Origin of the sequence: Acidaminobacter hydrogenoformans DSM 2784, assembly GCF_900103005.1 — a bacterium.
Taxonomy (GTDB): domain Bacteria; phylum Bacillota; class Clostridia; order Peptostreptococcales; family Acidaminobacteraceae; genus Acidaminobacter; species Acidaminobacter hydrogenoformans.
Map to the genome: position 1 here is coordinate 1 of NZ_FMWL01000016.1, position 25,205 is coordinate 25,205.

The 25,205-nt window shown below is 50.5% G+C and carries 22 protein-coding genes; 3 read left to right on the plus strand and 19 right to left on the minus strand.

Annotated elements, in window-relative coordinates:
* From BLP63_RS12550 to BLP63_RS12610, 13 genes are all read right to left on the minus strand, one after another.
* A partial coding sequence (locus BLP63_RS12550; protein WP_139159794.1) for a transposase occupies positions 1-277 on the minus strand: 277 nt, incomplete at its 3' end.
* Between the two features lie 200 nt (positions 278-477).
* Entirely contained in the window at positions 478-900 is a 423-nt protein-coding gene (locus tag BLP63_RS12555) for an arsenate reductase ArsC (RefSeq protein ID WP_139159828.1), read from the minus strand.
* A gap of 34 nt (positions 901-934) precedes the next feature.
* Positions 935-1,996, minus strand: coding sequence for an ACR3 family arsenite efflux transporter (gene arsB / locus BLP63_RS12560; RefSeq protein WP_092592121.1), 1,062 nt, complete (start codon positions 1,994-1,996; stop codon positions 935-937).
* 20 nt (positions 1,997-2,016) lie between these two features.
* Positions 2,017-2,424 (minus strand): ArsR/SmtB family transcription factor, encoded by a 408-nt coding sequence (locus BLP63_RS12565; protein WP_092592123.1) that lies wholly within the window; start codon positions 2,422-2,424, stop codon positions 2,017-2,019.
* A gap of 208 nt (positions 2,425-2,632) precedes the next feature.
* On the minus strand, positions 2,633-2,860 hold the full coding sequence (locus tag BLP63_RS12570; RefSeq protein ID WP_092592125.1) for a thioredoxin family protein: 228 nt from the start codon (positions 2,858-2,860) through the stop codon (positions 2,633-2,635).
* A 104-nt stretch (positions 2,861-2,964) separates the two neighbouring features.
* The gene (locus tag BLP63_RS12575; RefSeq protein ID WP_092592127.1) at positions 2,965-3,969 is read right to left on the minus strand and encodes a permease; all 1,005 of its coding nucleotides are present in this window, start codon (positions 3,967-3,969) and stop codon (positions 2,965-2,967) included.
* A gap of 19 nt (positions 3,970-3,988) precedes the next feature.
* Positions 3,989-4,348 carry an ArsR/SmtB family transcription factor gene (locus tag BLP63_RS12580; protein WP_092592129.1) on the minus strand — a complete coding sequence of 120 codons (360 nt, stop codon included), beginning with the start codon at positions 4,346-4,348 and terminating at the stop codon, positions 3,989-3,991.
* A 253-nt stretch (positions 4,349-4,601) separates the two neighbouring features.
* The gene (locus BLP63_RS12585; protein ID WP_242870906.1) at positions 4,602-6,002 is read right to left on the minus strand and encodes an APC family permease; all 1,401 of its coding nucleotides are present in this window, start codon (positions 6,000-6,002) and stop codon (positions 4,602-4,604) included.
* Positions 6,003-6,144: 142 nt separating this feature from the next.
* Entirely contained in the window at positions 6,145-6,438 is a 294-nt protein-coding gene (locus BLP63_RS12590; protein WP_092592131.1) for a hypothetical protein, read from the minus strand.
* Between the two features lie 25 nt (positions 6,439-6,463).
* Positions 6,464-6,736, minus strand: a complete 273-nt coding sequence (locus BLP63_RS12595) for a hypothetical protein (protein WP_092592133.1) — start codon at positions 6,734-6,736, stop codon at positions 6,464-6,466.
* A gap of 288 nt (positions 6,737-7,024) precedes the next feature.
* On the minus strand, positions 7,025-7,597 hold the full coding sequence (locus tag BLP63_RS12600; protein ID WP_092592135.1) for an ANTAR domain-containing response regulator: 573 nt from the start codon (positions 7,595-7,597) through the stop codon (positions 7,025-7,027).
* Between the two features lie 17 nt (positions 7,598-7,614).
* Positions 7,615-8,856 (minus strand): sensor histidine kinase, encoded by a 1,242-nt coding sequence (locus BLP63_RS12605; protein WP_092592137.1) that lies wholly within the window; start codon positions 8,854-8,856, stop codon positions 7,615-7,617.
* A gap of 83 nt (positions 8,857-8,939) precedes the next feature.
* Positions 8,940-10,358: an amino acid permease gene (locus BLP63_RS12610; RefSeq protein ID WP_092592139.1), complete on the minus strand. Its 1,419-nt coding sequence runs from the start codon at positions 10,356-10,358 to the stop codon at positions 8,940-8,942.
* A 500-nt stretch (positions 10,359-10,858) separates the two neighbouring features.
* Here BLP63_RS12610 and BLP63_RS12615 point away from each other — a divergent pair, with 500 nt between their 5' ends.
* Together BLP63_RS12615 and BLP63_RS12620 are read left to right on the plus strand one after the other, a co-directional pair.
* The gene (locus tag BLP63_RS12615) at positions 10,859-12,049 is read left to right on the plus strand and encodes a M20 metallopeptidase family protein (protein ID WP_092592141.1); all 1,191 of its coding nucleotides are present in this window, start codon (positions 10,859-10,861) and stop codon (positions 12,047-12,049) included.
* A gap of 33 nt (positions 12,050-12,082) precedes the next feature.
* Positions 12,083-13,630 (plus strand): AbgT family transporter, encoded by a 1,548-nt coding sequence (locus tag BLP63_RS12620; RefSeq protein ID WP_092592143.1) that lies wholly within the window; start codon positions 12,083-12,085, stop codon positions 13,628-13,630.
* A 106-nt stretch (positions 13,631-13,736) separates the two neighbouring features.
* Here the strand turns inward: BLP63_RS12620 and BLP63_RS12625 are convergent, their stop codons facing one another.
* From BLP63_RS12625 to BLP63_RS12650, 6 genes are all read right to left on the minus strand, one after another.
* Positions 13,737-15,785, minus strand: coding sequence for a sigma-54 interaction domain-containing protein (locus BLP63_RS12625; RefSeq protein ID WP_139159830.1), 2,049 nt, complete (start codon positions 15,783-15,785; stop codon positions 13,737-13,739).
* Between the two features lie 186 nt (positions 15,786-15,971).
* Positions 15,972-17,255, minus strand: a complete 1,284-nt coding sequence (locus tag BLP63_RS12630; protein WP_092592146.1) for a Wadjet anti-phage system protein JetD domain-containing protein — start codon at positions 17,253-17,255, stop codon at positions 15,972-15,974.
* A 32-nt stretch (positions 17,256-17,287) separates the two neighbouring features.
* Positions 17,288-20,671, minus strand: a complete 3,384-nt coding sequence (locus BLP63_RS12635) for an ATP-binding protein (protein WP_170829445.1) — start codon at positions 20,669-20,671, stop codon at positions 17,288-17,290.
* A complete protein-coding gene (locus tag BLP63_RS12640; protein ID WP_092592150.1) occupies positions 20,658-21,275 on the minus strand; it encodes a DUF4194 domain-containing protein in 618 nt (205 codons plus the stop codon). Before BLP63_RS12640 ends, BLP63_RS12635 begins: the two co-directional genes overlap by 14 nt.
* Positions 21,275-22,636: a Wadjet anti-phage system protein JetA family protein gene (locus BLP63_RS12645; protein WP_092592152.1), complete on the minus strand. Its 1,362-nt coding sequence runs from the start codon at positions 22,634-22,636 to the stop codon at positions 21,275-21,277. Before BLP63_RS12645 ends, BLP63_RS12640 begins: the two co-directional genes overlap by 1 nt.
* Positions 22,637-22,870: 234 nt before the next feature.
* Positions 22,871-23,695 carry a ZIP family metal transporter gene (locus tag BLP63_RS12650; RefSeq protein WP_170829446.1) on the minus strand — a complete coding sequence of 275 codons (825 nt, stop codon included), beginning with the start codon at positions 23,693-23,695 and terminating at the stop codon, positions 22,871-22,873.
* Between the two features lie 516 nt (positions 23,696-24,211).
* On the opposite strand from BLP63_RS12650, the gene BLP63_RS12655 reads away from it, so the two are divergent.
* A complete protein-coding gene (locus BLP63_RS12655) occupies positions 24,212-25,201 on the plus strand; it encodes an ice-binding family protein (RefSeq protein ID WP_170829447.1) in 990 nt (329 codons plus the stop codon).
* The last annotated feature ends 4 nt before the right edge of the window (positions 25,202-25,205 follow it).

Below are 25,205 nucleotides of genomic sequence, written 5' to 3' on the forward strand. Positions count from 1 at the left end.
TAATTGCATATTTAGCTTGAATATCCCGTAAAGAGGCATTCCCCTCAAAATATTCTTTAACGGCAGCAATTTTTAAGTCTCGACTATATGGAGTGTTTTGGGAGGTTGTTAACAATACGTGCGCACCTACGTGCTTGTACATTTTCACCCAGGATTGTAATGATGATTTATCAACTGATATTTCTTTTGCGATAGTTGAAAAACTTCCTAATCCATTTATATAGCGCTGGACTGCTTGAATCTTTTCCTCATAACTGACCTTTGATTTTCTTTTCATAGAAAAACTCCCCTTGCAGCGACAGTTTTATTATTTCAACTGTCTACTACAAAGGGAGCATATCACTTTGCCGATGGTCTCAACAGCACAAAAGGAACCGTCCCCCTTGATTGCCCCTTGATTGCTTTGCCGATGGTCTCAACAGGAGGATTCAAAAGGATTCAAAAGGAACCGTCCCCTATGATTCCATTGTCGTTTCCTTACAGCTCCCCGCTGCGAATCTTCTCAGCCAGCGCCTTTACGTTCTCCTCAATCTTATCAATGATGATCTTGAATGCCTCATCACTCTTGCCGGATGGATCGTCCAGACCCCAGTCTTCTTCATGCTGGCTTGGGAGGAACGGACAAATGACGTTGCAGCCCATTTTAATGACAATGTCGACCTCTGGGATCTCGTGCAGCAGCTTCGGACGCTGGGTCGCCTCCATGTCAATGTTATAGAGTTCCTTGATGAGCCTCACGGCATCCTGATTGATCTGGGGCCTCATTTCTGTACCCGCGGAGTAGCTTTCAAAGACATCCTCGGCAAAATGCTTGCCCAAGGCTTCCGCCATCTGGCTCCTGCAGGAGTTATGCACACATATAAAGGCAACTTTTGGTTTTCCATTCACGTTCAATTTCATTTAATGATTCCTCCTTATCTTCAAGCGCGCTGTTCTACGCCGCCCGGCCTACCGGTTTAAACCAGTGCTTGGTATTGTTCGCAATTTTGACGAGGGTCAGCATGACCGGTACTTCCACAAGGACACCGACCACTGTAGCAATGGTGGCGCCGGACTGAAGTCCAAAGAGTGAGATCGCTACCGCTACCGCGAGCTCAAAGAAGTTCGAGGCACCTATCATCCCTGCCGGTGCCGCGACGTTGTGAGGCAGCTTCCACAGCTTCGCCCAGAAGTAGGCAACGAAGAAGATGAAGAAGGTCTGGATGATCAGTGGAATCGCGATCAGAACAATATTGATGGGATTGTCCACTATGATTTGGCCCTGGAAGGAGAAGATGATGACCAGGGTCAGCAAGAGCCCTGCAATAGTGACATTGCCAAACTTAGGAATATAGACCTTCTCGAAATAGTCCAGGCCTTTGTGCTTTGAAATGAAGACCCGGGAGAACCAGCCGGCACCAAGCGGGATGACGACGAACAGGACAACAGAGAGGAAAAGGGTTTCCCAAGGGACTATGACGTCGCTGATCCCAAGAAGGAAGGCAACTATGGGCACAAACGCAACGAGGATTATGAGATCATTCGTTGCGACCTGAACCAGAGTGTAAGCGGGGTTGCCCTTTGTGAGATGGCTCCATACAAAGACCATGGCGGTGCAAGGGGCCGCGCCAAGGAGAACGGCACCAGCCAGATATTCCTTCGCCAGATCGTCCGAGATCAGGCCGCTATAGAACACGTAGAAGAACAGCGAAGCTATTCCAAACATAGTGAAGGGCTTGATGAGCCAGTTGGTCACCCAGGTAATGATGAGGCCTTTGGGGTTTTCACCCACTTTTTTGATGCTGTGGAAGTCGACCTTGAGCATCATAGGATAGATCATGAGCCAGATCAGAATTGCCACGGGGATGGAGACGCTGGCGTATTCAAATTTGCTGAGCCACGCCGGAATCTGGGGCAGGTACACGCCAATAAGTACACCAATGACCATGCAGGCCGCGACCCACACCGTCAGGTACCTTTCGAAAAAGCTGATGCCTTGAAGTTGTTTCTTTTTCACTTTTAGATCCTCCAGTCATGTTAAATTCGTTTGCCAGTTTGTCCGCTGACGCGGGTTTGAATATAAGCTTCGACACTGCCCTTGTCACTGGTGATGTCCTGGCAGCTGAGGTTACTTTCTTTGTAGACTTTGCATTTTTCGAGGTCCTCGACAAAGACCGGCTCACGCTCAAAGCCCTGCCTTAAGTAAGCTATGAGCAGCGCGTTTTCCTCAGAAAACCGCTCATCCACTTTATAATGGACCCACTGGCCGTCTTTTGCCCCAGAGATGAGCTTTTGGTTCCTTAGGATGCCCAGGTGTCTTGAGACGTTGGACTGGCTGAGCCCCAGCAGAACTTCAATTTCACAGACGCACAGCTCATAATGCATGAGGATGTTGAATAGCCGCAGCCTGTTCTCATCGCATAAACTCTTCAGGGTTGCAAGCATGGAATACCTCCTTCATGGGATGTTCGTCAATCGTTGTGACTAATTTCATATGATTATATTTGAATTTAATCATATGTTACCATGGTAACTTCCCTTTTTCAATACCATAATTGTTAAACCATTGTTAACTATCTCCGGTTTTCCGCCCCTACAAATGCAAAAAGGACAACCCTCGGGCTGCCCTTTGTATGATCTCTAAAGACCTGTCTTATAAATGCTTTTTGATCTCCTCAGCAGAAAGGACTTTGCCGGCGGACTTCACCTGCTCATCGACGACCAGAGCCGGCGTCTTCATAACGCCGTACTTCATGATCTCCATGAAATCCTCAACCTTCTCCACCTTAGCGTCAATGCCCATTTCTTTTACCGCTTGATTTGCATGCTCTTCCAGCTTTTTGCAGTTTGTGCAGCCTGTTCCCAAAATTTTGATAATCATGTTTTTTCCTCCTCGTTTGAAGTTAAGTCTCGTCTTAGTCTTTTCGTCTTAGTCTTTTAATTTTAATCTTTTCGTTCTATTCTTCTTCAGCCGCAATGCTTCAATCACAGCAGCAAATAGCCAAAGGCATTAAACGTGTAACCAATAATCAATATACCAACGCTTACAATGCCCGCGAAAATGACCAGCAGCTTCGTCTTGACAACCTTCTTCAGCATGATCATGGACGGCAGTGACAGCGCAGTGACGGCCATCATGAACGACAGCGCCGTACCTATGCCCACGCCCTTGTAAACCAGCGCTTCCGCAATAGGCAGCGTTCCAAAGATATCCGCGTACATTGGAATACCTACCAATGTCGCCAGCGCCACGGAATACCATTTGTCCTGACCCAGTACCGCTGCAATGACATTTTCCGGGATCCAGTTGTGGATCGCTGCACCTATACCTACGCCAATCAGGATATACAGCCAAACCTTCTTGATGATGTCCTTGACCTGATACTTGCCAAAGTTGATTCTATCCCGCCGCGTCATGGCCTCTTGCTCCATCTCCAGCATAGGATTGCCAAAGACGAAGGGCTCCACGTATTTCTCAAGTCTCGCCTTGCTGATGATTGTGCCGCCAATGACCGCCAAAATGAGACCCACCACGACGTAAGCAATGGCGATCCGCCAGTTGAAGATACTCGCCAGCAGTAAGACTGAAGCCAGGTCCACAAGTGGGGAGGAAATCAGGAAGGAAAAGGTGACGCCTATAGGAAGACCCGCACTCGTAAAGCCTATAAAAAGGGGAATGGACGAGCAGGAGCAAAACGGCGTTACGGTTCCTAACAGCGCGCCTAAAATGTTCGCGGTGACGCCGTTGAAACGCCCAAGGATTTTACGCGTCCGCTCCGGTGGGAAAAAGCTTTGGATATAGGAAATAGAAAAAATCAGGACGGATAAAAGAATGAAAATCTTGATGACATCATAAATGAAAAAGTGCACGCTGCCGCCAATTTTGCTCTCGAAGTCGAGCTTCAGCACGTTCTCGACGAATGCCCTGACCCCGTCGTAGAGCCACTCCATTTTCAGCAGCTGCCTGTTCAACCAGCTAAATACAACCATTGCTACCTCTCCTTGTCTTTTAACTTATCAGCGGGCTGATGTTCCCGCATTGACTCAAATACAGCTCTTTTTCCGATAGTCTCCCACGGTCCTCCACCAGCTGCGGATACGCCTCGAGGTTTTCCGCAATGGATTTCAGCACCGTGATCAGCATCTCATTGTCCTCTTTGAGGGTATAAAACACAAACTTGTCCCTGCGCTGATCCTCTGCAAGGTTCAAATCCCTCAGCTTGGACAGGTTCTTTGAAATCGTGGGCTGGGACACCTTTAAAATCCCGCTGAGTTCACAAACGCACAACGGCTCTTGGAACAGCAGCATGATGATTCTCAGTCGGGTTTCATCAGAGAGCAGCTTAAATATGCCCGTCAAATTGTTCATGAAAATCTCCCTTCTCGGTAAAACGTCCATAGGTATCTATCTTTGTACTTTCACATTCTCGTATTCTCATGTGGGTATATGAGAATATTAAACCAAATCCCTCAATCTGTCAACGTTCTTTTTTTGCTGATGGACAGTGCTTGGTGGGGGACAGGGGCGCGCCACGCGCCCCTGTCCCCCACCAAGCACTTTTCCCCCAAAACAAAAATCCCCCCACGCCACATAAAGTGTGATGGGGGGATTTCAACTAAAATTAATAGCCCTTAGGCCGCGGCCAGTAAGACGCGCCATGGGCAATAAACCGTGACATATCAAGGGATTTTGACCTGTGCAGCACAAACCAGAAGGAGGCCAGCAGATAAAACGCGAAGCCTGCCAGGAGATTGATCCAGTAGCCAAAGTACATCCCAAAGAGCGTCGCGGCGGCCAGGGCAATGACCACCAGCGCCGGAAACGGGTGCCATGGCGCAATGTAGCCACGGTCAATGGAACCAATTGGATACATGCGTCTGAACTTGAACATCATATAGGCAGTCAAAAGATAGACGAGAAGCGCGGACAAAATTGAGAACGTAATAACCTGATCCAGAAGCCCCGTAAAACCGAACGCCAAGGAGATTGGCATCAGAAAAACAATGGCGCGGTATGGGGTTTTGTATTTGGGATGGATCGCCGAGAAGGCCTCCGGAATCAGCGTGTCCCGGGACATGGAGTACCAGGCGCGGCTTGAGTCTGCGATACAGCCATTGGCACTGGCCAGGCACGCGAGAATTGTCCCAACGAAGAGCAGCTGGATCACTATAGGCTTCCCCGTCGCCACTGCCGCGTCAAACAAAGGATAAGTGGACGCACCCAAGAGATCAGCGGGGACCAGTCCCGAGCTGACAAACCAAGTGATGGTCGCGCCTATGATGAGCGTAAGGAGCCCAACAATCGCCCCCACCGGAAGCGAACGGCCCGTTGAGCGGCATTCCTCCGCCGCCAGCGCCGTGCCTTCAATGCCAAGATAAAACCAGCAGCCAAACTGGAACGCACCCAGGATGCCCATCCAGCCATAAGGCAGGCCGTTGGTCATTTCTTTTAAATTGAGCATGCTTTCAGTAGGTGAATAGAATTTGGTGCTGAAAAGTAAAATTATAATGGTTATGAATGCGATTCCCGTCAGTACAATATTGAGATTGAGCGTGGCGTGTACACCCCGGTAATTGAGCCAGGTCAGGAACAGGATACTCAGAATAATGTAGGGCAGCGCCTGAATGTCCGGACTGATGGTCTTCAGAATCTCGCCAACGACCAGGGAGTCCGCGGCGGCGAGCATAACGTATTCAAAAACGAGCATCATGCCAACATTGAACGCCGCCAGTGGACCCAAGAGGTATTTGGCCATGGAATACTGTCCACCCGCCTCAGGCATCACTGAGCCCATTTCCGTATTGAACATGATCAGAGAAATATACAGGATCCCAATCACCCAGCAAGCAATGATCGAGCCTAAAGACCCCCCTTTGGCAATGGTAAAGTTCCAGCCCATGAACTGTCCCACGAGAACAATGCCCACCCCAAGGGCCCAGATATGCATAGGGCCTAAAACCTTTGACAGATGCGAGCTCGAAGAAGCTTCCTTCGACGCCTTCAGATCAGGTAAATGATCCATTTCAGTACCACCTTTCAAGAGATTAGTCTTCTTTCTTCATGCGTCCAAGCTCGACGCGTATAAAATCAGAAAAGATCAGATATGCCAGCAGGCCGGACAGGCCCCAGGCCACATAGTTCATAATGCTCCAAAAGCTCATCCCTTACGCCCCCTTGACTTCTATGCTTGTCGTTTCACTGTCGCAGTATAAATTTTGAATCATGGATTTTAGCTCTCTGTCAGACTGGTAAAGGACATAGGCCAGATAAATGACGAGACTCACACAAACTAAGCCCAGCGTCTTGAAATCAACGCCATAGCTTAGAGCCCCGTCTGATTTTCCAGACATCAGCATGGCGGTGAGCAGCGTTGCGAAGCAAAGCACCATGATAAACATTGAATCCATGAGTTCAACCCAAAAATTCTTTTTCTCCTTTTGTTTTTCAGTAAGCTCCATGTTTTTCACCCTTTCCAGTAATCAGTTACGCTTCACGCTCATGCTCATAGGACAACAGCTCCTCAACATAAATCTGCCGCTGGTTCTTTCGCAGATGAACCAGAACAGCTATCGAAGACGCTGTGCCAAAAGCAGCGATCAACGCCGCCGCTACAATAATCACACCCTTGACAGCAGGATCAGAGACTATCGCAATGACATTGAAGGCTATGTAAATGAGCAGCAGCCAAAATATGGCGAGAAAAAGCATCATGGTGACGCAGTCTGTTGAATATAGCTTCTGTATCTTTTTTTCCATAGGTTTCACCTCCCCCCGCTTGAAAAATGTCAGATGATGAATTTCAGAACTCGCGCGCTTGCATCAGCCCCTACGAAGCTGTGAAGCATGTACAGCAAATTTCAAAAACAAAAAATGAGGCATCAAGCCATCACAAGCACTGTTGGATGGTTTGAAAGCCTCATTGCTTTCGAAATCAGAATGCGCCGTTGCATTCACTTCTTTAATTGTCACAATATTATCAGACTATTTCGAATTCGTCAATCCTTAATAGTCCACTTTAGTCAACGAAACTCTGCCAAAATCATTTTATCCCATGGCAATGATAATGGCCTCCGCAATCTCCTTCATGGTTTTTCTCTGGTCCATGCTCATGGTCCGGATCTTCTTGAAAGCCGCCTCTTCGTCAAGGTTATAGTGCTTTTGAAGAATGCCTTTTGCTTTTTCAATCTGCTTCCTTGACTGGAGCGCCTCATTCAAGGTATCCACCTCCTGCGCCAGGAGGCTGAATTCCTCATACCGCGACACTGCTATGTAGCAGGCGGGAATCAAATTCTGCTTGTTGATAGGCTTCACGAGATAGGCCAGCACTCCGGCCTCCCGGGCCTCTTCCACAAGCTGCTTCTGGCTGTACGCCGTCAGGAGCATGACGGGCGCAATCTTCTCCGCATTGAGCAGCCTGGCGGCTTCGATGCCATCCATGACCGGCATTTTTATATCCATCAGAATCAGATCCGGCTTCAGCTTCCTGGCGAGCTCCACCGCACTCTTTCCATCTCCGCATTCGCCGATGGTCTTGATCTTAGCCTCCGCAAGCATCTCACGCAGATCTTTTCGCGTCACCGGTTCATCTTCTGCAATTATGACTTTTAATGGCTTCACTTGAAACACCCCCTTCTCTACATCAGTGGAAAACGAATCACTGAAGTTGTCCCATTGATTTGCCCGTGAATCTCAAAAGTCCCTTTGAGCTTTTCCACGGTGATCATTTCAATAATCTCAAGGCCAAGGCTGCTCTTGGATTTTTTCCCGCCAAAGCCAATCCCATTGTCCGAGATGGTTATTACCGCCTCACCCGCTACCTCGCTTATATCCACCTTTATAACGCCTTTTTTGCGCATTTGGAAAGCATGCTCAACAGAATTTTGGATCAGCTCTGTGATGCACAGGGACAGGCTGCTCGCCTTGTCCGCGTCCTGATAAAGGTCTGAACCGCTGAGCTCACCTGTAATGTTTTTCCCAGGCGGCACCATGCTGGTCAGAACCATTTCCATGATGTTGGCCGTTGCAGCTTTTATGTTGATTTTATCAATACCGCCCCGTGAAAGCTCCTCGTGGATCAAGGCTATGCTGGAGATCCGGTTGATGCTTTCGTTGAAGGCATTTTCGACCTTTTTGGAGTTGACCCGCCGCATTTGGAGGCGCAGCAGGCTGGCAATCGTCTGGAGATTGTTTTTGACCCGGTGGTGGATCTCCTTGATGACTGCGGATTTGGGGTCTGGCGCGTTGTCGGAAAGGGTGATGAAGTGGTGAAGGTGACCATCGGCAAAGCGTACTGGTATTTGGGCGGCAAGCATGCGGTACTGGCGAATTTCAATTTCTGAGACCTGAAGAGCTTCTCCATTGGCCGGCAGCTTCTGGTCAAAAGCCCCGTGCTTCTGGCAGTTAAAAACCCCGCGCTTCTGGCGGTTAAAAAACCCGCGCAGTAGCTCCTGAAGCGGCTCCGGAGAAACCCGGGCGATTTCAGCCATGGGGCCATTCCTCCAGACCACTTCACCTGCAGCGTCAAGCAGACACTGAGGGTTCGGGAGCAGCAAATCAGGATTGTCCTCTAATCTCAGCAGTGCCGCCTGATCCAGGTGTGTCAAAAAGGCGTCCGCAGTGCATGACCCTTCCCGCTGGGTCGCGGTGAAGGTGCCCAGGAAAGCGCCGTTCATCATGATGTTCAGCGCGTGACCATTTTCTTCTTTAGAGGGATCCAATCGCTCAAGGCTGTCCGAAGACAGCATCACAGGCAAAGTGCCCTCAACCCTTAGCTGCATGGACTGAAAGCAGCTCAGGAGCGGGTGCCATCCGTCCGCGATCAGGCGCACCACGTCCTCGCAAAGCTGTCTTGAAACTTCTGGTGTAGTTGAGTTCATGGTTGCCACGTTCCTTTCCGCTTTTCTCCTTAACTTGCCAAGCTTACTTTTAATTCTCCAGGATTTCTCTTATCTTTCAAACCTCAATGAATTTTGATCACACTGTTTTGAGCTTCCATTTCCTCTGGGGCGTCATGTGCAATGTATTTCCTGCCAATTAAAAAATAATACAGCATGGCCCCGCCCAAAAAGACGCCTATAATTTGCAGGCTGTTGGGGGTGCGCAGGCTTATAAAGGTCAGCGCGCTGAAGATCAGCGCGGCGAATACCACCAGGGACGCGGCCTTGACTTTGGTAAGCCAGCCGTGCGAGGCCCTGCGCGCTGACAATTTTATTTTCAGATAGGACAAAATAACCAGCAGGTACATCAGCAGCGCGGAAAAGCCCGCGGCGAATACCAGGATTCTCGCGGTGCCAAACTGAGCCAGGAGTATGCCTATAGCTCCAGGCAGCACAATAGCAAGATAAGGTGTCTTCGTGACAGGGTGAATATGGCTCATGATTTTGGGCAGATACCCCGCCCTGGACAGCGCGAAGCTCTGTCTGGAAAATCCGTTGATCATGCCGTGGAGGCTTGCCAGGAGGCTGCTGATCGCAAGGGTCGTGAAAATGACCAGCCACTTTCCACCCTCCGGATTGACCAGGTGCATGGCGCTGGACAGCGGATAGTCGTTCATTAAAAGATCATGCCAGTCCACCGTGGACAGACAAAAGATCAGGACGCCAAAATTGAGCAGGGCCACCGTGATGATGCTGGTGCCAAAGCCTATGCGCATGTCGGTTTTGGGATTGACGGTCTCCTCGGCAGCCAGCGCGATCCCCTCAAAGCAGAGATAGAACCATAGCGCGTACGGGATCGCTATGACAATCCCCTTTGCCCCGCTGACGAAGGGTTCAATCTTAAAGGCTTCGGAGAGGTTCACCGCATCCGCCGTCCCAACAAAAAACATGACAAGGGCTCCAATCGCCACACTGGTAATGATCAGTTGGAAAATCGCAGACTGCTTGATGCCTATGATGTCGATCAAAAGGAACAGCACGTAAACGCCCAGCGCGACATACATTTTGGGAATGGACTGGTAGACCCAGGAGACATAGGAGGCAATGGATATGGTTACCGCGGCGGAGGCACAGATAAATTCCACAATGGTCAGCACCCCGGTCAGGTAGCCCCCAAGCTTTCCCAGCCCCTTTCTGACGTAGGCATAAGGGCCGCCGGCATAAGGATATAACCCCGCAAGCTCAGAGAAGATAAACGCAAGGACTATGTAAAAGGCTGTGACCACCAGGGTGGTAATAAAAAAGCCCAGGGAGCCTGAAAGCTCAAGGCCATAGTTCCAGCCAAAGAAGGTGCCAGCAATGACAGTGCCAACGCCAATCCCCCACAAGTGAATGCCTGAGAGAATGCGCTTCAGCCCAAATTTTTTTCTGTAGTCATCGATTTGCTTTTTGGAGATCAGGATGTCATCCTCAAACGCATCACTTTGTTCCGTGGGTTTCATAGTTTCACCTGCTTGTATGAAAGGTGTGGGCAGTTTTATGCATCGTCTTAAATTAAAGCCGTGTAGCTTCCCGCCGTCTGATAAATTAATCTCATTATATATCCTTATGACCTCATCTGGGAATGTTTTTGACGCCTTTTGTGAAAGGAAGCGGCAGAGGGTGAAGACAAAGCAAGGTTTTATAGCACCCCCATCCCCCCATTAGCCCCATTAGCTCCATTAATTCCATTCACCCCATTCACCCCATTAATCAATACCATTCAACCTCCATTTCACACCTTTATTTAATAAATATCCCCATTTTTTTCATCCAGACCGCGCACTTACGCCCCCTTCATCATAGTTTTTCCAACCCCTTAAAGTTTTATTGCGCCATCTTCAGCTTCGAATTAACTTGGCATCATTTTTGCTTATTGTTAATATATTACGATTTGTTCATATCAACAAAAAATTTTTACCTTTTTACATTTACATAATTTTATCCGAACGGAGTGAAGACCATGCACGCGGAAAACACAAACTACATAAAATCACTTTCCGACAAATTTTATCCCGAAGTCAAAGCCCTCAGGCATTACTTCCACATGAACCCCGAGCTGTCATTCCAGGAGTTCGGCACTGCCAAAAAAGTAGCAGAAACACTTGAGGCGCTGGGCATTGAAACCCAGACCGGCATAGCGAAGACAGGCGTCGTTGGTCTGATTCGCGGTGCGGCCCAGGGCCCAACCGTCCTTCTCAGGGCAGACATGGACGCCCTGCTGCTCCAGGAAGAAGCAGAGGTCCCTTATAAGTCCCAGACCTCAGGTGTCATGCACGCCTGCGGCCATGACGGCCACACTGCCGGACTTCTGGGCGCGGCTATGATCTTGAACGAAATGAAGGACCAGCTGAAAGGCAACGTCAAGCTCGTCTTTCAACCCGCGGAAGAAAACGAAGGCGGCGCCCTCCCCATGATTGAAGCCGGCGTCATGGAAAATCCAAAAGTCGACGCTGCCTTTGGCTGCCACCTCTGGGGCAACCTGAAGGAAGGCCAAGTCCAGCTGAAAAGAGGCCCTATGATGGCCTCCCCAGATATGTTCACCATCAAGATCACAGGCAAGGGCGGGCACGCCTCAGCGCCTCACCTGGCTATTGACCCCATTGTCATTGCCGCGCAGGTCATCAGCGAATTCCAAACCATAGTTTCAAGAAGAAAAGACCCCGTGAAGCCCGCAGTCATCTCCGTCTCCATGATCCGCGGCGGCGAAACCCACAATGTCATCCCAAACACCGTTGAAATGTGCGGCACCATCAGGGTGTTCGACAAAGAAGTCAGAAAGTGGATCCCGGAAACCATGGAGTCCGTCCTGCGCCATGTCACCGAGGCGAATGGCGCCAGCTACGACTTCTACGTGGAAAAGCGCTTCCCGCCACTGATCAACGACAATGCCATGACAGAGCTCGTCGAAAAATCCGCCGTTAAGCTCTTTGGCAGCGACCGCGTCGAATGGACCGAAACGCCAAATATGGGTGGTGAAGATTTCGCTTACTTCGCTGAGCACGTCCCTTCTGCGTTCTTCTTTGTCGGTATAGCGCCGGATGAAGCCACCCCGGTCAGCCACCACCATCCAAAGTTTGCCTGGAATGACGAAAACCTCAAGGTCTCCATGCAAACGCTGGCACAAGTCGCCATAGATTACTTAAACCAATAGATTTAATCAATTAACAAGGAGGCATCAACAACTATGGAAAAAGAAAACCAAAGCAAATCGACTTCCAGAATTGAGCGTATCCTCAACGCTATCGAGCGCGCCGGCAACGCCCTTCCGGATCCCGTCACCCTGTTCTTCATCATCAGCGTCGCCATTCTGATCATTTCCTGGCTCGCGGCACAGGCTCAGCTTTCAGTCATTCACCCTTCCACCAACGAAACCGTATCTGCCGTCAACCTCTTGACGAAAGACGGCCTTAGAAACATCATGACCGGCTTCGTCAAGAACTTCCAGGGCTATCCGCCGCTTGGCCTGGTGCTCGTAGTTATGATAGGCGCCGGCGTCGCAGAAAAATCAGGTATGATTACAGCCGCCATGCGTCACTCCATCTCCAAGATTCCAGCCAATATGGTCAGCGCTGCCGTCATCTTCATTGGCATCATTGCCAATGCCTTTGGAGACGCGGGCTTCGTCGTCCTCCCTCCGCTCGCCGCTCTCGTATTCCTCATGATTGGCCGTCACCCTCTCGTGGGCATGTTCGCTTCTTATGCCGGTATGGCCGGTGGCTTTGCCGCGAACGTCATGGTAAACATGTCAGACGTCCTGGCTGCGAGCTTTACCATTCCCGCTGCCCAGGTCATTGACCCGTCCTACCAGGGCACCCCAGCCATGAACCTCTATTTTCTCATCGCCTCCGTCGGTATTCTGGTTATTGCCGGCACGTTAGTCACAGAAAAAATCATAGCGCCGCGCTTTAAAACCTATGTCCCTGATGATGACCTTCAGCACGAGATCACCGAAATCTCAGATGTCGAAGTCAAAGGCCTGAAGTGGGCGGGCTTCACCTTTCTCGCACTCTTTGCGGTGGTCATCGCCTTAAGCGTTGGCAAAGACGCGTTCTTCGCGGATCCAGCAACGGGCTCCCTCCTCGCGTTCACGTCTCCACTGATGCAGAGTATTATCCCGCTGATCACGTTCATCTTCCTCATCCCGGGCCTCGTTTACGGCAAAGTCACCGGCAGCATCAAAAACGACAAAGAAGCCGCCGCCATGATGGGCAACTCCATGCGCGACATGGGTCCCTACATTATCCTGGCTTTCGTCGCCTCACAATTCCTCGCTTACTTTAACTGGAGCAACTTAGGCGTCATCCTTTCTGTCAAAGGCGCTGAAACCTTAAGGGCTGCAGGCTTTTCCGACATTGGCCTGATTATTGGATTCATTATCCTTTCATCTTTCATCAATATCTTTATTGGCAGCGCCTCCGCGAAATGGGCAATCATGGCCCCTATCTTCGTCCCAATGTTCCTGCTCCTCGGCTTCGATCCAGCCCTGACGCAAATGGCCTACCGCATTGGTGACTCCATCACCAATCCGTTGACGCCGCTTCTCCCGTACTTCCCAATCCTCCTGGCCTTCGCCAGAAAGTACGACAAAAATGTAGGTATTGGCACCATGATCTCCAATATGCTGCCGTACTCCCTTGTCTTCTTTATCATTTGGACGGTCCTCCTCATTATCTTTATCCTCTTCAACCTGCCACTGGGCCCTGGCGCAGGCATCCACTACATCTTGCCTTAGCCCGTACGGCCTTCGAACCTTACCCCATAAAAGCACCAAAAAACCTTGGTGGATTTTGCCGATAGTCGCAAAATCCACCAAGGTTTTTTCTCATTTTTATCCGGATTTATTGACATCCATTTGTGCTTACCTGTGCTTCCCGCAGCGCATCCAGCCGTCTGCGCCCCACCTCTGTCAAAAACGTCCCGTGGCGGCCCTTCTTGATTTCAATCCACCCCTGGGCCTTCATCTCGCTCAGGATTTCGAGGATTTTGTATTCGGTAACTTTGAACCCCTGATCCGACAGAGTCTTGAGCAGGCTTCGGCGGCCAGCGTGGTCACGGTCTATGAGCGCAAGGATTTCGACTTCGATTTTTTGGCGTTCTGTGACCATCGGCAAAATTTCTTTGGTCATTGGGGAGTCTATGTCTTTTTGTACACCGCGCAGCCATCTCTGGTACTTATCCGGGAGGTCCTCCGTGGTCAGGTCGCGTTTGCCAAAGCTCAGCATGTAGGCGGCGCAGCCTTTCAGCTCCCTTACATTGCCTGGCCATGGATAAGCTTTGAAAAAGTTTTTGAGCGGCTCACTGAGATGATAGGCGCCTGGTCCAAGGCTCTGGGCCAGGATGGGCTCAACGTCCGCCAGCCTGTCCCGAAGCGGCGGTACGAGAAGGGTCACCGGACTGATCCGGTAGTACAAGTCATCCCTGAAGGTGCCCAGCGCCATGGCTTCCTCAAGATCCCGGTTCGTGGCGCAGATCACCCTGACATCCACTTTTTTAACCGCGTTTGATCCAATAGGCTGAACCTCTTTTTCCTGAAGGAAACACAGCAGCCTGACCTGGAGCTTCAGGCTTGCCTCGCCAATTTCATCCAGGAAAACAGTGCCACCATTCGCACTTTCAAGGAGCCCCTTCTTTCCGCTTCTCAGAGCGCCGGTAAAAGCGCCGCCTGAATAGCCAAAGAGCTCGGACTCCAGCAGCGTCTCCGAAAACGCGCCGCAGTTCACCGCATGAAAGGGGTGATTTCTGCGTTTGGACGCCGCGTGTATGGAATGTGCCAAAAGCTCCTTGCCCACACCGGAAGGTCCTTCAATCAACACATTTTCCTCTGTGCCCGCAAAGTGCTTCGCAAGCGCCACGACGCGCTTCATTTCCTGACTCTCACAGATGATATCTTGAAAACGGTAAGTCAGCTGAGTTGGGGACTCGTCTTTTAATATCGGAACCGCCTTAAGCAGAAATCTGTGCTGGAGACTCTCGCCGTAGCTTTCAATGACTTTGATTTCGACGCTGTAGCGGCGCCCCGCAGCCGTTTCGTACCGGCCATTGCCGCCCCTGTCGTCACAAGCTCTGCGCAGGGACTCCAGCAGCTCGCTTTTGTATATTTTTTGGCCAAGCATTTTTTCAAAGTCCATTTGAAACTCGGATCTGAGGCGTTCATTAAACCCCAAAACCACCTCCTGCTCATTGATCAGCAGGGCTGGCGATTCCATTTGATTTAAAAGCGCAAGGCGCTCCTGGATCGCTTCACTCTCTATTGAAATTTCGACACATTGGTGATAATCCAGCAAATCCGTTTCATCTGCCATGTATGCCGTAATTTTTTCAGCCATGTAATCCTCAGAAAGCGCCGCCGCTTCACCAATTTTTCTCAGTACAAAGGGATGAACGACACGCCAGCCTATGTCTATGGCATTCTCGATCCAAGGCAGCTCATAGGTTTCAATGCCTAAATAGATGGCATACTTATAAGCGCTGAAATCACGGCGCTGCCCATAGTAGGGTACGAAGTCGACATGATCAATGCCATGGGCTTTGAAAGTCAATAAGGTATCCCAAAGAAATACGGAGCCTTCACTGACAATCAGAAGCTCGGTGCCCCGGTTCAGCTGCTTTATAGCTTCGAGATTTTTGCCCTGCAAAGTGTTGCCCATGTGGTAATAAACCGCGCCTGGATTTACGCATTTTTCTGCGAGAATTGCCTTCAAGAAGTTCACCGTGAAGAGTACAATGTCCGCGTCAAAGGGCTCAAGCGGGCTGAGATCCGAGTATAGCCTGACCTCCAGCTCAATATGATCCTCAAACAAACGCCTTAGAATGGAAAGGTAGAAATCCGCGGATTCCTCGTAGATGACGAAGACTGTCACTTTAAGTTTGGTGGATATGGGGATCACCTCGTTTCATGTTTTCTGGCCTAGTACCCTTTAAATTCTAAAACGATAACATACAACTGCGGTAAAATTTCGAAGTGCAAGGCGGAGGAAGGAGCGATACTAAGCAGTATCGCGGATGACGACAACACAGCAATACGGAATTTTAACCAGTTGTATGTCAAGTTTTAGCGTTTACAGGGTACTATCTCACTCAACCACCAAAGCCTCCTGCTCCAGCCGCACCCTATGTGCCAGCATATACCGGATCACTTCGGCAAATTCCGTTTCTGGGTTTCTTTCAATATACCCGCCTAAACGCGCGGCGTAATCCTCCCCAAAATCCATGGCCTGATCCGCATTATTTTGAAGCGTTTCCAGATCCATATACAGCGGGGTCAGCCCCTCTCCAAGGATCACCTTCAGAGTGTCATAAATCATAAAACCACCCAGGTCAATGTCGCCCCAGTGGCGGTACTGCGGCTTTTTCGAGGTCTTCGCAGTCAGTGCTGAATCCGTCAACACAGTGGCAGTGGTGGGTTTTGTGACCATCGGTATAGTCACTGTACTTGTTGACGCCGCATCCCGCAGCTTCTCCATAAACAGCCGCGTATATTTCCCAAAGAATCCGCCCAGGTAGATCACAATTTCATCCTCGGGCGCGTGTTTAATGTACTCGTAATACACCGCCTTATTTTCAATGGTCAGGACCGTCCCGCTCCGTACCTCAATGGCCTCCAGCCTGCGAATGGACTCCGAATTCAGCGAGGTCCCATATGAAAACCTGCTCAGATCCAACCACTGCCCGTCCAGCAGAATGGACAATTCACCCTTCAGCAGGAGCTCGTCATAGTTGCGGACAATGCCCACGCTGGCCAGCAGCTGATCCTCTTCCATCTCTGGATCCAAATAGGCTTTGAGAATGGTCACCAGCCTGCTCCTGACAGACCGTTCAAAAGTCTTGGAGTTGCCAAGATAACGGGTGCTGAAAATCCGCTCCGTCAGCTCGGAAATTTCCCCCAGGCCTTTAAAAGTATCCAGCAGGAGTCCCAGCTTATCCGGCTCCTGAGGCAGCAGCCGGTGAAACCGACGCTCCTCGCTGAGACATCTCAGCATTTCCGTCTGGTACGCCTCGACCCAAGGCAGCGCGCTATCCAGAGCTGCCAGCGCCTGGCCGGCCTCTTCAAGCTGACGCAGCAGCGGCATCCGGCCCAGGAAGTCATAAGCCGCCTCCAGCTGCCCTAAATTCAAAAACAGCTTATCCAGCAGATTCCCCTCTTCAAAGGCAACCCACTGGTAGTCAACAAAACCCCGTGAACGCAAATCCTCCACCGCCAGGTGAACCGCCTGCTTGTCGCTATAGCTGCCACTCTGATAGAGCTTGATTTCCCTGGCGTTCAGGATCACCCGCCGGGACGAGGCGGCCTCAAAAACATGCCTGGACCGCTCATATTTGTCTATTAACTGATTCAGCACCTGCTTTTCCAGTCTCATGGCCTAACCTTCCAATCTACGCTTATCCCGGTCTATCCTTCTCCCAGCCTGTACTTGTCCCATTCCCGGACGCTGGTCACTTGTTTGGTCCGCAGCACGCACAACGTCTTATCCGCGAAAGGCGCAATGTTGGCAATCTTCTCCGTTGGCGCGGAAATCAGTGCCTGAAACTTCATGTCCCTGAGGAGCTTAAGGCTTTCTTCAATCCGCTCGTGATCCATTTTGCTGAAGGCCTCGTCGAAGATAATCAGCCGCATGGTGTCCTCACGCCGCTTATCACCAAGGGCATACAGCCTGTGGAAGCTCGCCAGCACCGAAATAAAGAACGGCGTCTGAGTCTCGCCTCCGGACTTTTTATTGAGCATCTTCGACAAATGCGATTTCACGCCATTCTCATCCGTCACAATCAGGTCGAACGCCAGATAAGTCCTGTAGTCCGTGTACTTTTCAATGTTCTTTTCAAGCTCCGCACGCTCCGCCGCTGAAATCCCGGTCTCGCCCACATCCACAATCTTCTTGAACAGGTCATCCAGCACTTCCTTGTGCCGGGACTGAAAGTCACTGCTGAACAGGTTAAACCCGCTCATCAACATATCATCCATGATCATGTCATAGTACTTTCTGTGAAAATCGTCCGGCTTCACCTCAAACCGGTAGTGATCCTTCCCAAAGCGAATGGACTTCAGCGAAGCATTCAACGCCTCAATTTGACGGTTTACCGTGTCAATATTGCTCTTCAGCTTGGAAATAAAATCGTCCTTAAACTCCTGCTGGGCCCGCCCTATGGCCTCGTCAATTTTCTCCATAAAAGACGGCAGCTCAGTTTCCCGCAGCGTTTCCAGCAGCGCGTCGTACTTCTCGTTGTGCTCAGCCGCGACCCCTAAGTCCCGCCTGTGCAGCGTCTCAAAGCGGTTTCGCCCCTCGACCAGCCTCGTGAAGGCCTCCCCCCTCCGGTTCTGGGCCGTCTTATAGGCCTGGTCAAAGTTGTCCCGGATTCTGTCGTGGCGCTTCAGCCGCTGCAGCTCCTGCTGATACCGCGGCTCCCCAATTTCAGCCCTATAGCTCGCCTCATAGGTAGTATCAAACGTTTCCCGCCTGCTTTCAAAGAGCTTCTCTGCCGATGGTATCCCCACCGCCCCCAGCACACCACAAGTCTCCTGATCCCTCTTAATCCCCGCCTTCAGGTCGGCAAACCGCCCCTGTCGCTTATACTGGGCCTTTTCAAGGCCTTCCAGCTCTTCCCGAAGCCGCAAAATCGCACTCATATCCAGCGTCTCCAGGGTCTTCTGAAGGGCGCGGATCTGCATCATATTTTCCTGGAGCTTCACCTGCTTCACATGGGCATCCCCATAATCTTCAACAGCGTCCTGGGTCAGGGTCTCCAGCTTTTGAAAGGCCCTAAGGGGCACCAGCTTCTGCTCAAGCGCTTCCCTCTGATTATACAGGCCCTTCAGCTTTTCTTCAAAGAGCTCCAGCTGCCGCTTCACAGCCTGGCGTCCTATGTAAGGGAATTCATAGCGATCTGGACGCATCTGGGCTGCCACATAGTTTTTGTAGAGCATCCCGCTCGCCGTAATGGCGATCCGGTGCTTTCTGAGTGCTGTAACCTCCTCACACTTCATGACCTGTCCAAGGAGATAATCCGCATATATCCTGGCGAATTTGTTGTCCGTCTGAATTTCTTCAGCTAAAGATCCAGCTTCACGTTTAGGCCCTCGCTCCATAATTTTTCCCACGTCCACCAGCCCAACGCCGTAGAGGCTCAGGCTGTGCTTATGCTGGTCATACAGTCGGATGGCTTCTTCAAAATGCTCTGGTGCCACAATCAGGTTGAATTTCTGTGTGTGGAGATAGCCCTCAATGGCATTTTTCCAGCGCTCATCCGCAATTTCCATGAGCTCGCAGAAGACATCTACAGAGACAGGGCTGCCAGCCCGCTCAGAAAGCCGCGTTTCCAGTAAGTCTTTCAGCTTAAGCACCGGCTGATCGAAGGGTTTGATGCCCTGGTTCAGCTGATTTCTCTTGGTCTCTGCTTCGCGTATCTCCTCTTCAAGGCTTCTTTGGCCCGCCTCGTATACTTCTGCGCCTTTCACCTTTAAATCTTTCAGCGCCGCGGCATGTTCCCGGAGGGACTGGAGGTTCAGTCCGAATGCCCGGCTGTCTATATCATTAAGGGCGTCGCGCAGCGTGGCAATCAAAGCTTCAGTGTCCTCAGCAGGCATTGCTTCCGCAGTCGTCGCTACAGCAGCCACCGCATCAGACGCCACCTCTGATGTCATCGCCTCCGTACCACCCTCAGACTCCAGCACCGCCAGCCACCGTCTGGACCATGCCTTGACGCGCTGAAGCACTTTATCCACGTCGCGCTCCAGTGCTTCATTCTGGGCTTTGTACTCTTGAATACGAGCTTTGCAGTCCTGCTCTATACGGTACGGCTCAAATTCAAAAAGCTGACTTTGCTTTCTGCTAATTTCCATATGGCTTGTCTCAATCTCTTTTTCAAGGGCTGCAAGGTGATCCGTATCCCGCCGGATTTTTTCTTCGAGGCCTTTAAGCTGCAGTCTTAGTCCCTCAAGCTCTTCTTTAAGAGCCTCCAGCTCGCCTTTGCCAATCAAAAATCCATAGAGCTTCTCATTTTGCTGTTCTTTTAAGAACTCTTTGTATATGGAACTTATGTCTTCCAATTGTTCCACCATGGTGGCCACGGTCTCAGCTTCCTGCTTCAGCCTTTCATAGTGGCGGATATTGTCCTGCATATGGGTTATGTCCACCTGGTTTTCCGTTTCACAGATGAATTCCGTGATGAAGCGCTTTAGATCCACATCCGGCTTGAAGGCCACCGCTTTCTTAAAGAGCTCAAAATACTTGTCGTTCAGGTGGCCCATCTTGACTTTGAAGTCGTTTCTGTAATCGGTTTGGGTGCCATAAAACGTGTGCTTGATCCCTTCACGCTTCCACCCTCCCCGGAGCTCTTCCATGCTCAGGGCACGGTTGTCACGGACAAAGTTATGCTCTGGCAAGGTGCCTTCCATAAAATAAAACTTTTTGTCCGAAGAGTCGTCCCCTTCCACATCCATGAGAAACCCAAGGACAAAGCTTTGGCGCTTGACGTCGTCATAGACCTCCAGGGCCAAGTGGGTGGTAAAGCGGCCGGAGCGCAGGTAATTGAAGCTGGCATCCGCGTCGCTCAGCTCACCTTTGGCATAGCCAATCAGCGTCCGCCGGGATTTGTCATTGGCGGCCTTATTGAAATAGTTTCCGGAGGTATCTCCAAGGAGCAGCAGCTGCATGGCGTCAATCACAGTAGATTTGCCTGAGGCGTTTTTACCCGTGAGGAAGTTGATGTCCTCCAGTTCAATCACTTCACGGCTGATGTAGTGCCAGTTCAGAAGGAGCAGCTTCTTAAATGTCTTCATAGTCATCCTCCTCGCTGCCAAGCATCAGCTCGTACAAGTCTTTTATGCGGGCGTCCGTGAGAATAAACAGGATCGACGGGTAAATCAAAATTCTAGTCTCCGGATCCGACCATTTGCCCCCCAGCTTACAGAGGACGTTATAGCTTTCGAGTTTTCTGAAGGCGTCGGTCAAGTCACTATCGGCAGGCTTTTTCTTGTAAGTGCCTATGGAAATGAGTTTGCCTACAATCTCGCTGACCGTGGTGAGGATTTCGCGCTTCAAGGTGAGCTTTTCACGGGCTTCGTCATAGATCAGACGCAGCACCAGAAGCATGACTGTGGTGGCTTTGTTGAGGCTTTCCCGGTTCTGGTCAAGGCGGTTGACCACCCAGGCCACGCCATATTTGCCGTCTATATTCAATTCCCACCCGGAATACTCGAGGTAATGGCTGATGAGCGCCTGATGCCGCTCGACAAAGCGGTAGGCGCCGTCCGACCTGGTCCCCTTTTCTTTTTCGGAGTAGACGTCACGGAGCAGATAATTTCTGGAGAAGAGGAGATTGACAGAGGCCGCGAAATCCTCTTTTTCCCTTGAAGTGAGCCGGTCATACTGCAGGTCGAACATTATTTCACCTTCTTTCGAATTGTGAGCTCTGGGACTTGATAGGCGCCCTTTGACACCCTGCCGTCTTCGTAGGTTACTGTGTAGGTGGACTTGCGGTCATCATGCTGGAGGCTTGCCAGGATCATGCGGATGTAGTCCGCGTCCTCTTCCAGGTCAATCTCCTGTATAGCGACCGTGTCCCGGTCCTTCAGCAGCGCTTCAACGTAAGCCTGGATTTGCTGATTGCTGTAAGCGGAGTCAATGACGGCCTTCATACCGTCCATTTCTTTGGCCAGGCTGGCGTCATCCATGTCCTCCGCTAAAGTGAGCACGGGCGCCGGCACTCTGGCAGCCTGTTTCTTGCGTATGTACAGGGAATCCTCCCTCAGGTTCATGACGGAGGAAATGGGCATTTTGTAGCTGTCTTCATCATACTGCCCAATCCTCTGGAGTACCTTGACCAGCCTGCTTCGAGTAGAGCCGTCCACATTGAGCATGTACTCAATCCGCTCCACCGCCGCCCGGGTGTACGCCGTATGCTTGACGTCAATAACGCCCAGGAGTGCATTGATTTTTTCGTAAACCTCAATGATGTCTGAAATCATGGTGATGACTTGAGTGAAACCATCGGTTTCAAATTTCCCTCTTTTAAGGCCGTCCTGAAGAATGGCATCCAAAACGGCGTTATCCGTCAGCCAACGGTTTAGAATGCTCAGGATGGGGGTCTTGAAGCGCGGCACAGAGTCAAAGGTTTTCAGTGGATGGTAGATCCGGTCGGAGATCCCCGCCTTGAACTCGTCAAAGTGCTCCCGAACCAGGGCCTGCACCGCCTCGTGATCGGCCAGCCGTCGCTGGAAGCGCTTGATGTTGTTGAGCAGGATCTTCAGCTTGGTCATCAGCTCCTGAGTGCGCTCATGGGCCGTCATCAGCGCGTGGTAATGGTCGCTGCCCGTGTCCTCCGCCAGCCGCAGGCTGGAATAGGTGGAATAGACGTAGGAGTTGTACTCCACCGAATCGCCCTCTTCTATGGCCTTGAGCGTCTCAAGGATCACAATGGCGTACTCCGGTATGATCACATAGACGTCAAAGCTGGTTTCGCCGTATTCGTACTCGATCCAGCCCGTGGTTTCGAGCTTTCGCAGCAGTATATGGGCAAAGCCGGAATAGCTCCGGTCCTCCTCTTCCCCTTCCTCTGTGAACGAAAAATAGCTGGCATCGCTCGAAAGCGCCTCTGCCAGCACGTAGACCAGTTCATCCTTTTTAATTCGCCAGTCGTATTTGAAGCGTTTATGCAGCACAAATAGCGCCTTCAAATAGATGCGTTTGTTGGCGGAGGAAAGGGGTGAAAAAAAATTGTCCGGGAGGGTGTCGAAAAGGCTCATGGGGATACCTCAATTCAAGTCGGTTATTAAGGAAAAACAGCAGTTGCGGCTGACGCCTATCACACTGTTTTTCCTTCTTTAATGATACCAAAGATAGCTAAGCGTTGCTATATGGGCGGGGGCATTTGGCGCCAATAAAAAGACCATCGGCAGCTCTGAGCTTTAAAGCTTTCAAGAGCGTTTGCCGATGGTCTGTGAAGCAATGCAGAGCAAAAGCGCATTGCAGCCCTTACCTTAACCCAAAGCAACATCGAGCACCATCATAACTGCAAAACCCAACATGGCCCCTATGGTTGAAATATCCGTTTTCGAACCGCCTACTTCTCTCTGTGCTTCTGGAATCAGCTCCTCAACAACAACGTAAATCATGGCACCTGCCGCAAAGGCAAGTGCATAAGGTAAAATTGGCTGTATTTTTATGACAGCATAAGCGCCCATGACACCGGCAATAGGTTCTACAATCCCTGAAGCTTGCCCATATAAAAATGCTTTTGTTCTGCTGAAACCTTCACGTCTCAATGGTATAGACACAGCTGCCCCCTCCGGGAAATTTTGCAGTCCTATACCGATTGCCAATGCTATTGCCCCCGCGAGCGTCGCGGAGGTCCCTATACCTGCAGCAACAGCGCCAAAGGCCACACCGACAGCAAGTCCTTCTGGTATATTATGGAGTGTGATCGCCAATACCAGCAAAACGCTTCTTTGCCAATTTGTCTTAACCCCCTCTGCTTCAGAGGTATCAAGCCCCAAGTGTAAATGCGGAAGCAATTTGTCGACCAAATAAAGAAAGCCACCCCCTAATAAAAATCCACTCGCAGCAGTAATATAGGCCACTTGACCCAATTCTTCAGCCAACACAATTCCAGGTGCAAGCAAGGACCAAAAGCTTGCTGCAATCATAACTCCGGCCGCAAAGCCCAGCATACCGTTCAAGACTTGTTTGTTTATAGTTTTGAAAAAAAATACAAGCGCTGCACCCAATGCAGTAACTCCCCATGTGAAAAACGTTGCTATTAAGGCCTGCTGCACTGCTCCAAATTGACTCATCCATTGGATCATAAAAAGCACCTCATTCTATTTGTAGTATTGAATTCATACCCTGGCCTTACTTCATAACTCAGATTCAAGGATTTATCCAAGCACCTTCCCACTAATCCTATAGACACTTCTTATACAATATGTAACACATAAATTGTAAATATATCCCACACAAGTTGACATCCGCCAGTTTATAGTCTATAGTTGACATAACGACATCCACAAGAGGCGTGTGTCGTACTATAGGGAACGTCAGATCAAGCCACTTTATTCAAAGTGGCTTTTGTAATACGCATAAATACCATTTATAGTCATTAATTAATATATTTAACAATTTAAAAGGGGTGATCTCATGGGTGATAAGAATCCAAACAAACTGAAAAAGAAGAAAAAAGAAGTCGAAAAGGTTCAAGAAACAGAAACGGAAGCGACCGTTGTCAAGAACATCAAGGGCCGCTCGTAATCAGGTATTGCTGCCTATTGTAGATTAATCGCCTCAAACACAGTTCTTAAATATGAAATGGAGCGATGCCCATCATGAAATTGAATCGAACGAAACCCTTGTTTGCAAGTCTATTAGCCGCTGCAGTGATTTTGATGACCACCCTGCCCGTTATAGGCATGTCGGTTGAAACGTCGCAGCCCACCGTCAATCTGGGAACCTCCTCAACCTTTGCGGTCTTAGCCGGTTCCACCATCACCAATACTGGCGAAACTGTCATTAACGGCGACGCGGGAGCTGACGCAGGATTATTTCCAGGGACATCTATAACTGGACAAACGTCCATGACTATAGGTGGCGCGGTACATATTGCCGACGCTGTAGCTTCCATAGCCAAGTCGGATTTGCTGACAGCTTACAATGATGCCGCGGGCAGAACCCCAGTGACGCGCATTGCATCTGAACTTGGCGGCACCACGCTGGCACCTGGTGTTTACGACTCCGCCGATGGCACCTTCCAAATCACCGGCACACTGACGCTGGATGCCAAAGGGAACCCGGACGGCGTCTTCATCTTTAAGACTGCGTCTACTTTAATCACAGCAGTGGACAGCAACGTTGCCCTTATCAACGGTGCCCGCTATTGCCGCACCTTCTGGGCCGTTGGCAGCTCCGCGACGCTTGGTGTCAACTCGCATTTCGTCGGGCATATCTTTGCAACGACCTCTATTACGGCAAATACCGGCGCTTCAGTCCAAGGGCAGCTACTGGCAAGCAATGGCGCCGTCACCCTTGACAACAATACCATCACTAACGGGATCTGCGAAGACACAGATCCACCCGTCGTGGTCACGCCACCCGTCGTCGAAACGCCGCCCGTTGTGGTAACCCAGCCCATTGAACAGCCAGTCGCAACCCCACCGACCCCAGAATCTGCACCTGTAATCGTTGTAGCACCATCTGACGCTGTCACCGAAACCGTAACAGGCGGCAGAATGCCGGACACCGCAACACCATGGTACAATATGCTTCTGATTGGCGTCGTGTTGTCTGCTGCCGGTGCAGCAGGACTTAAATTCAGGTAACCCC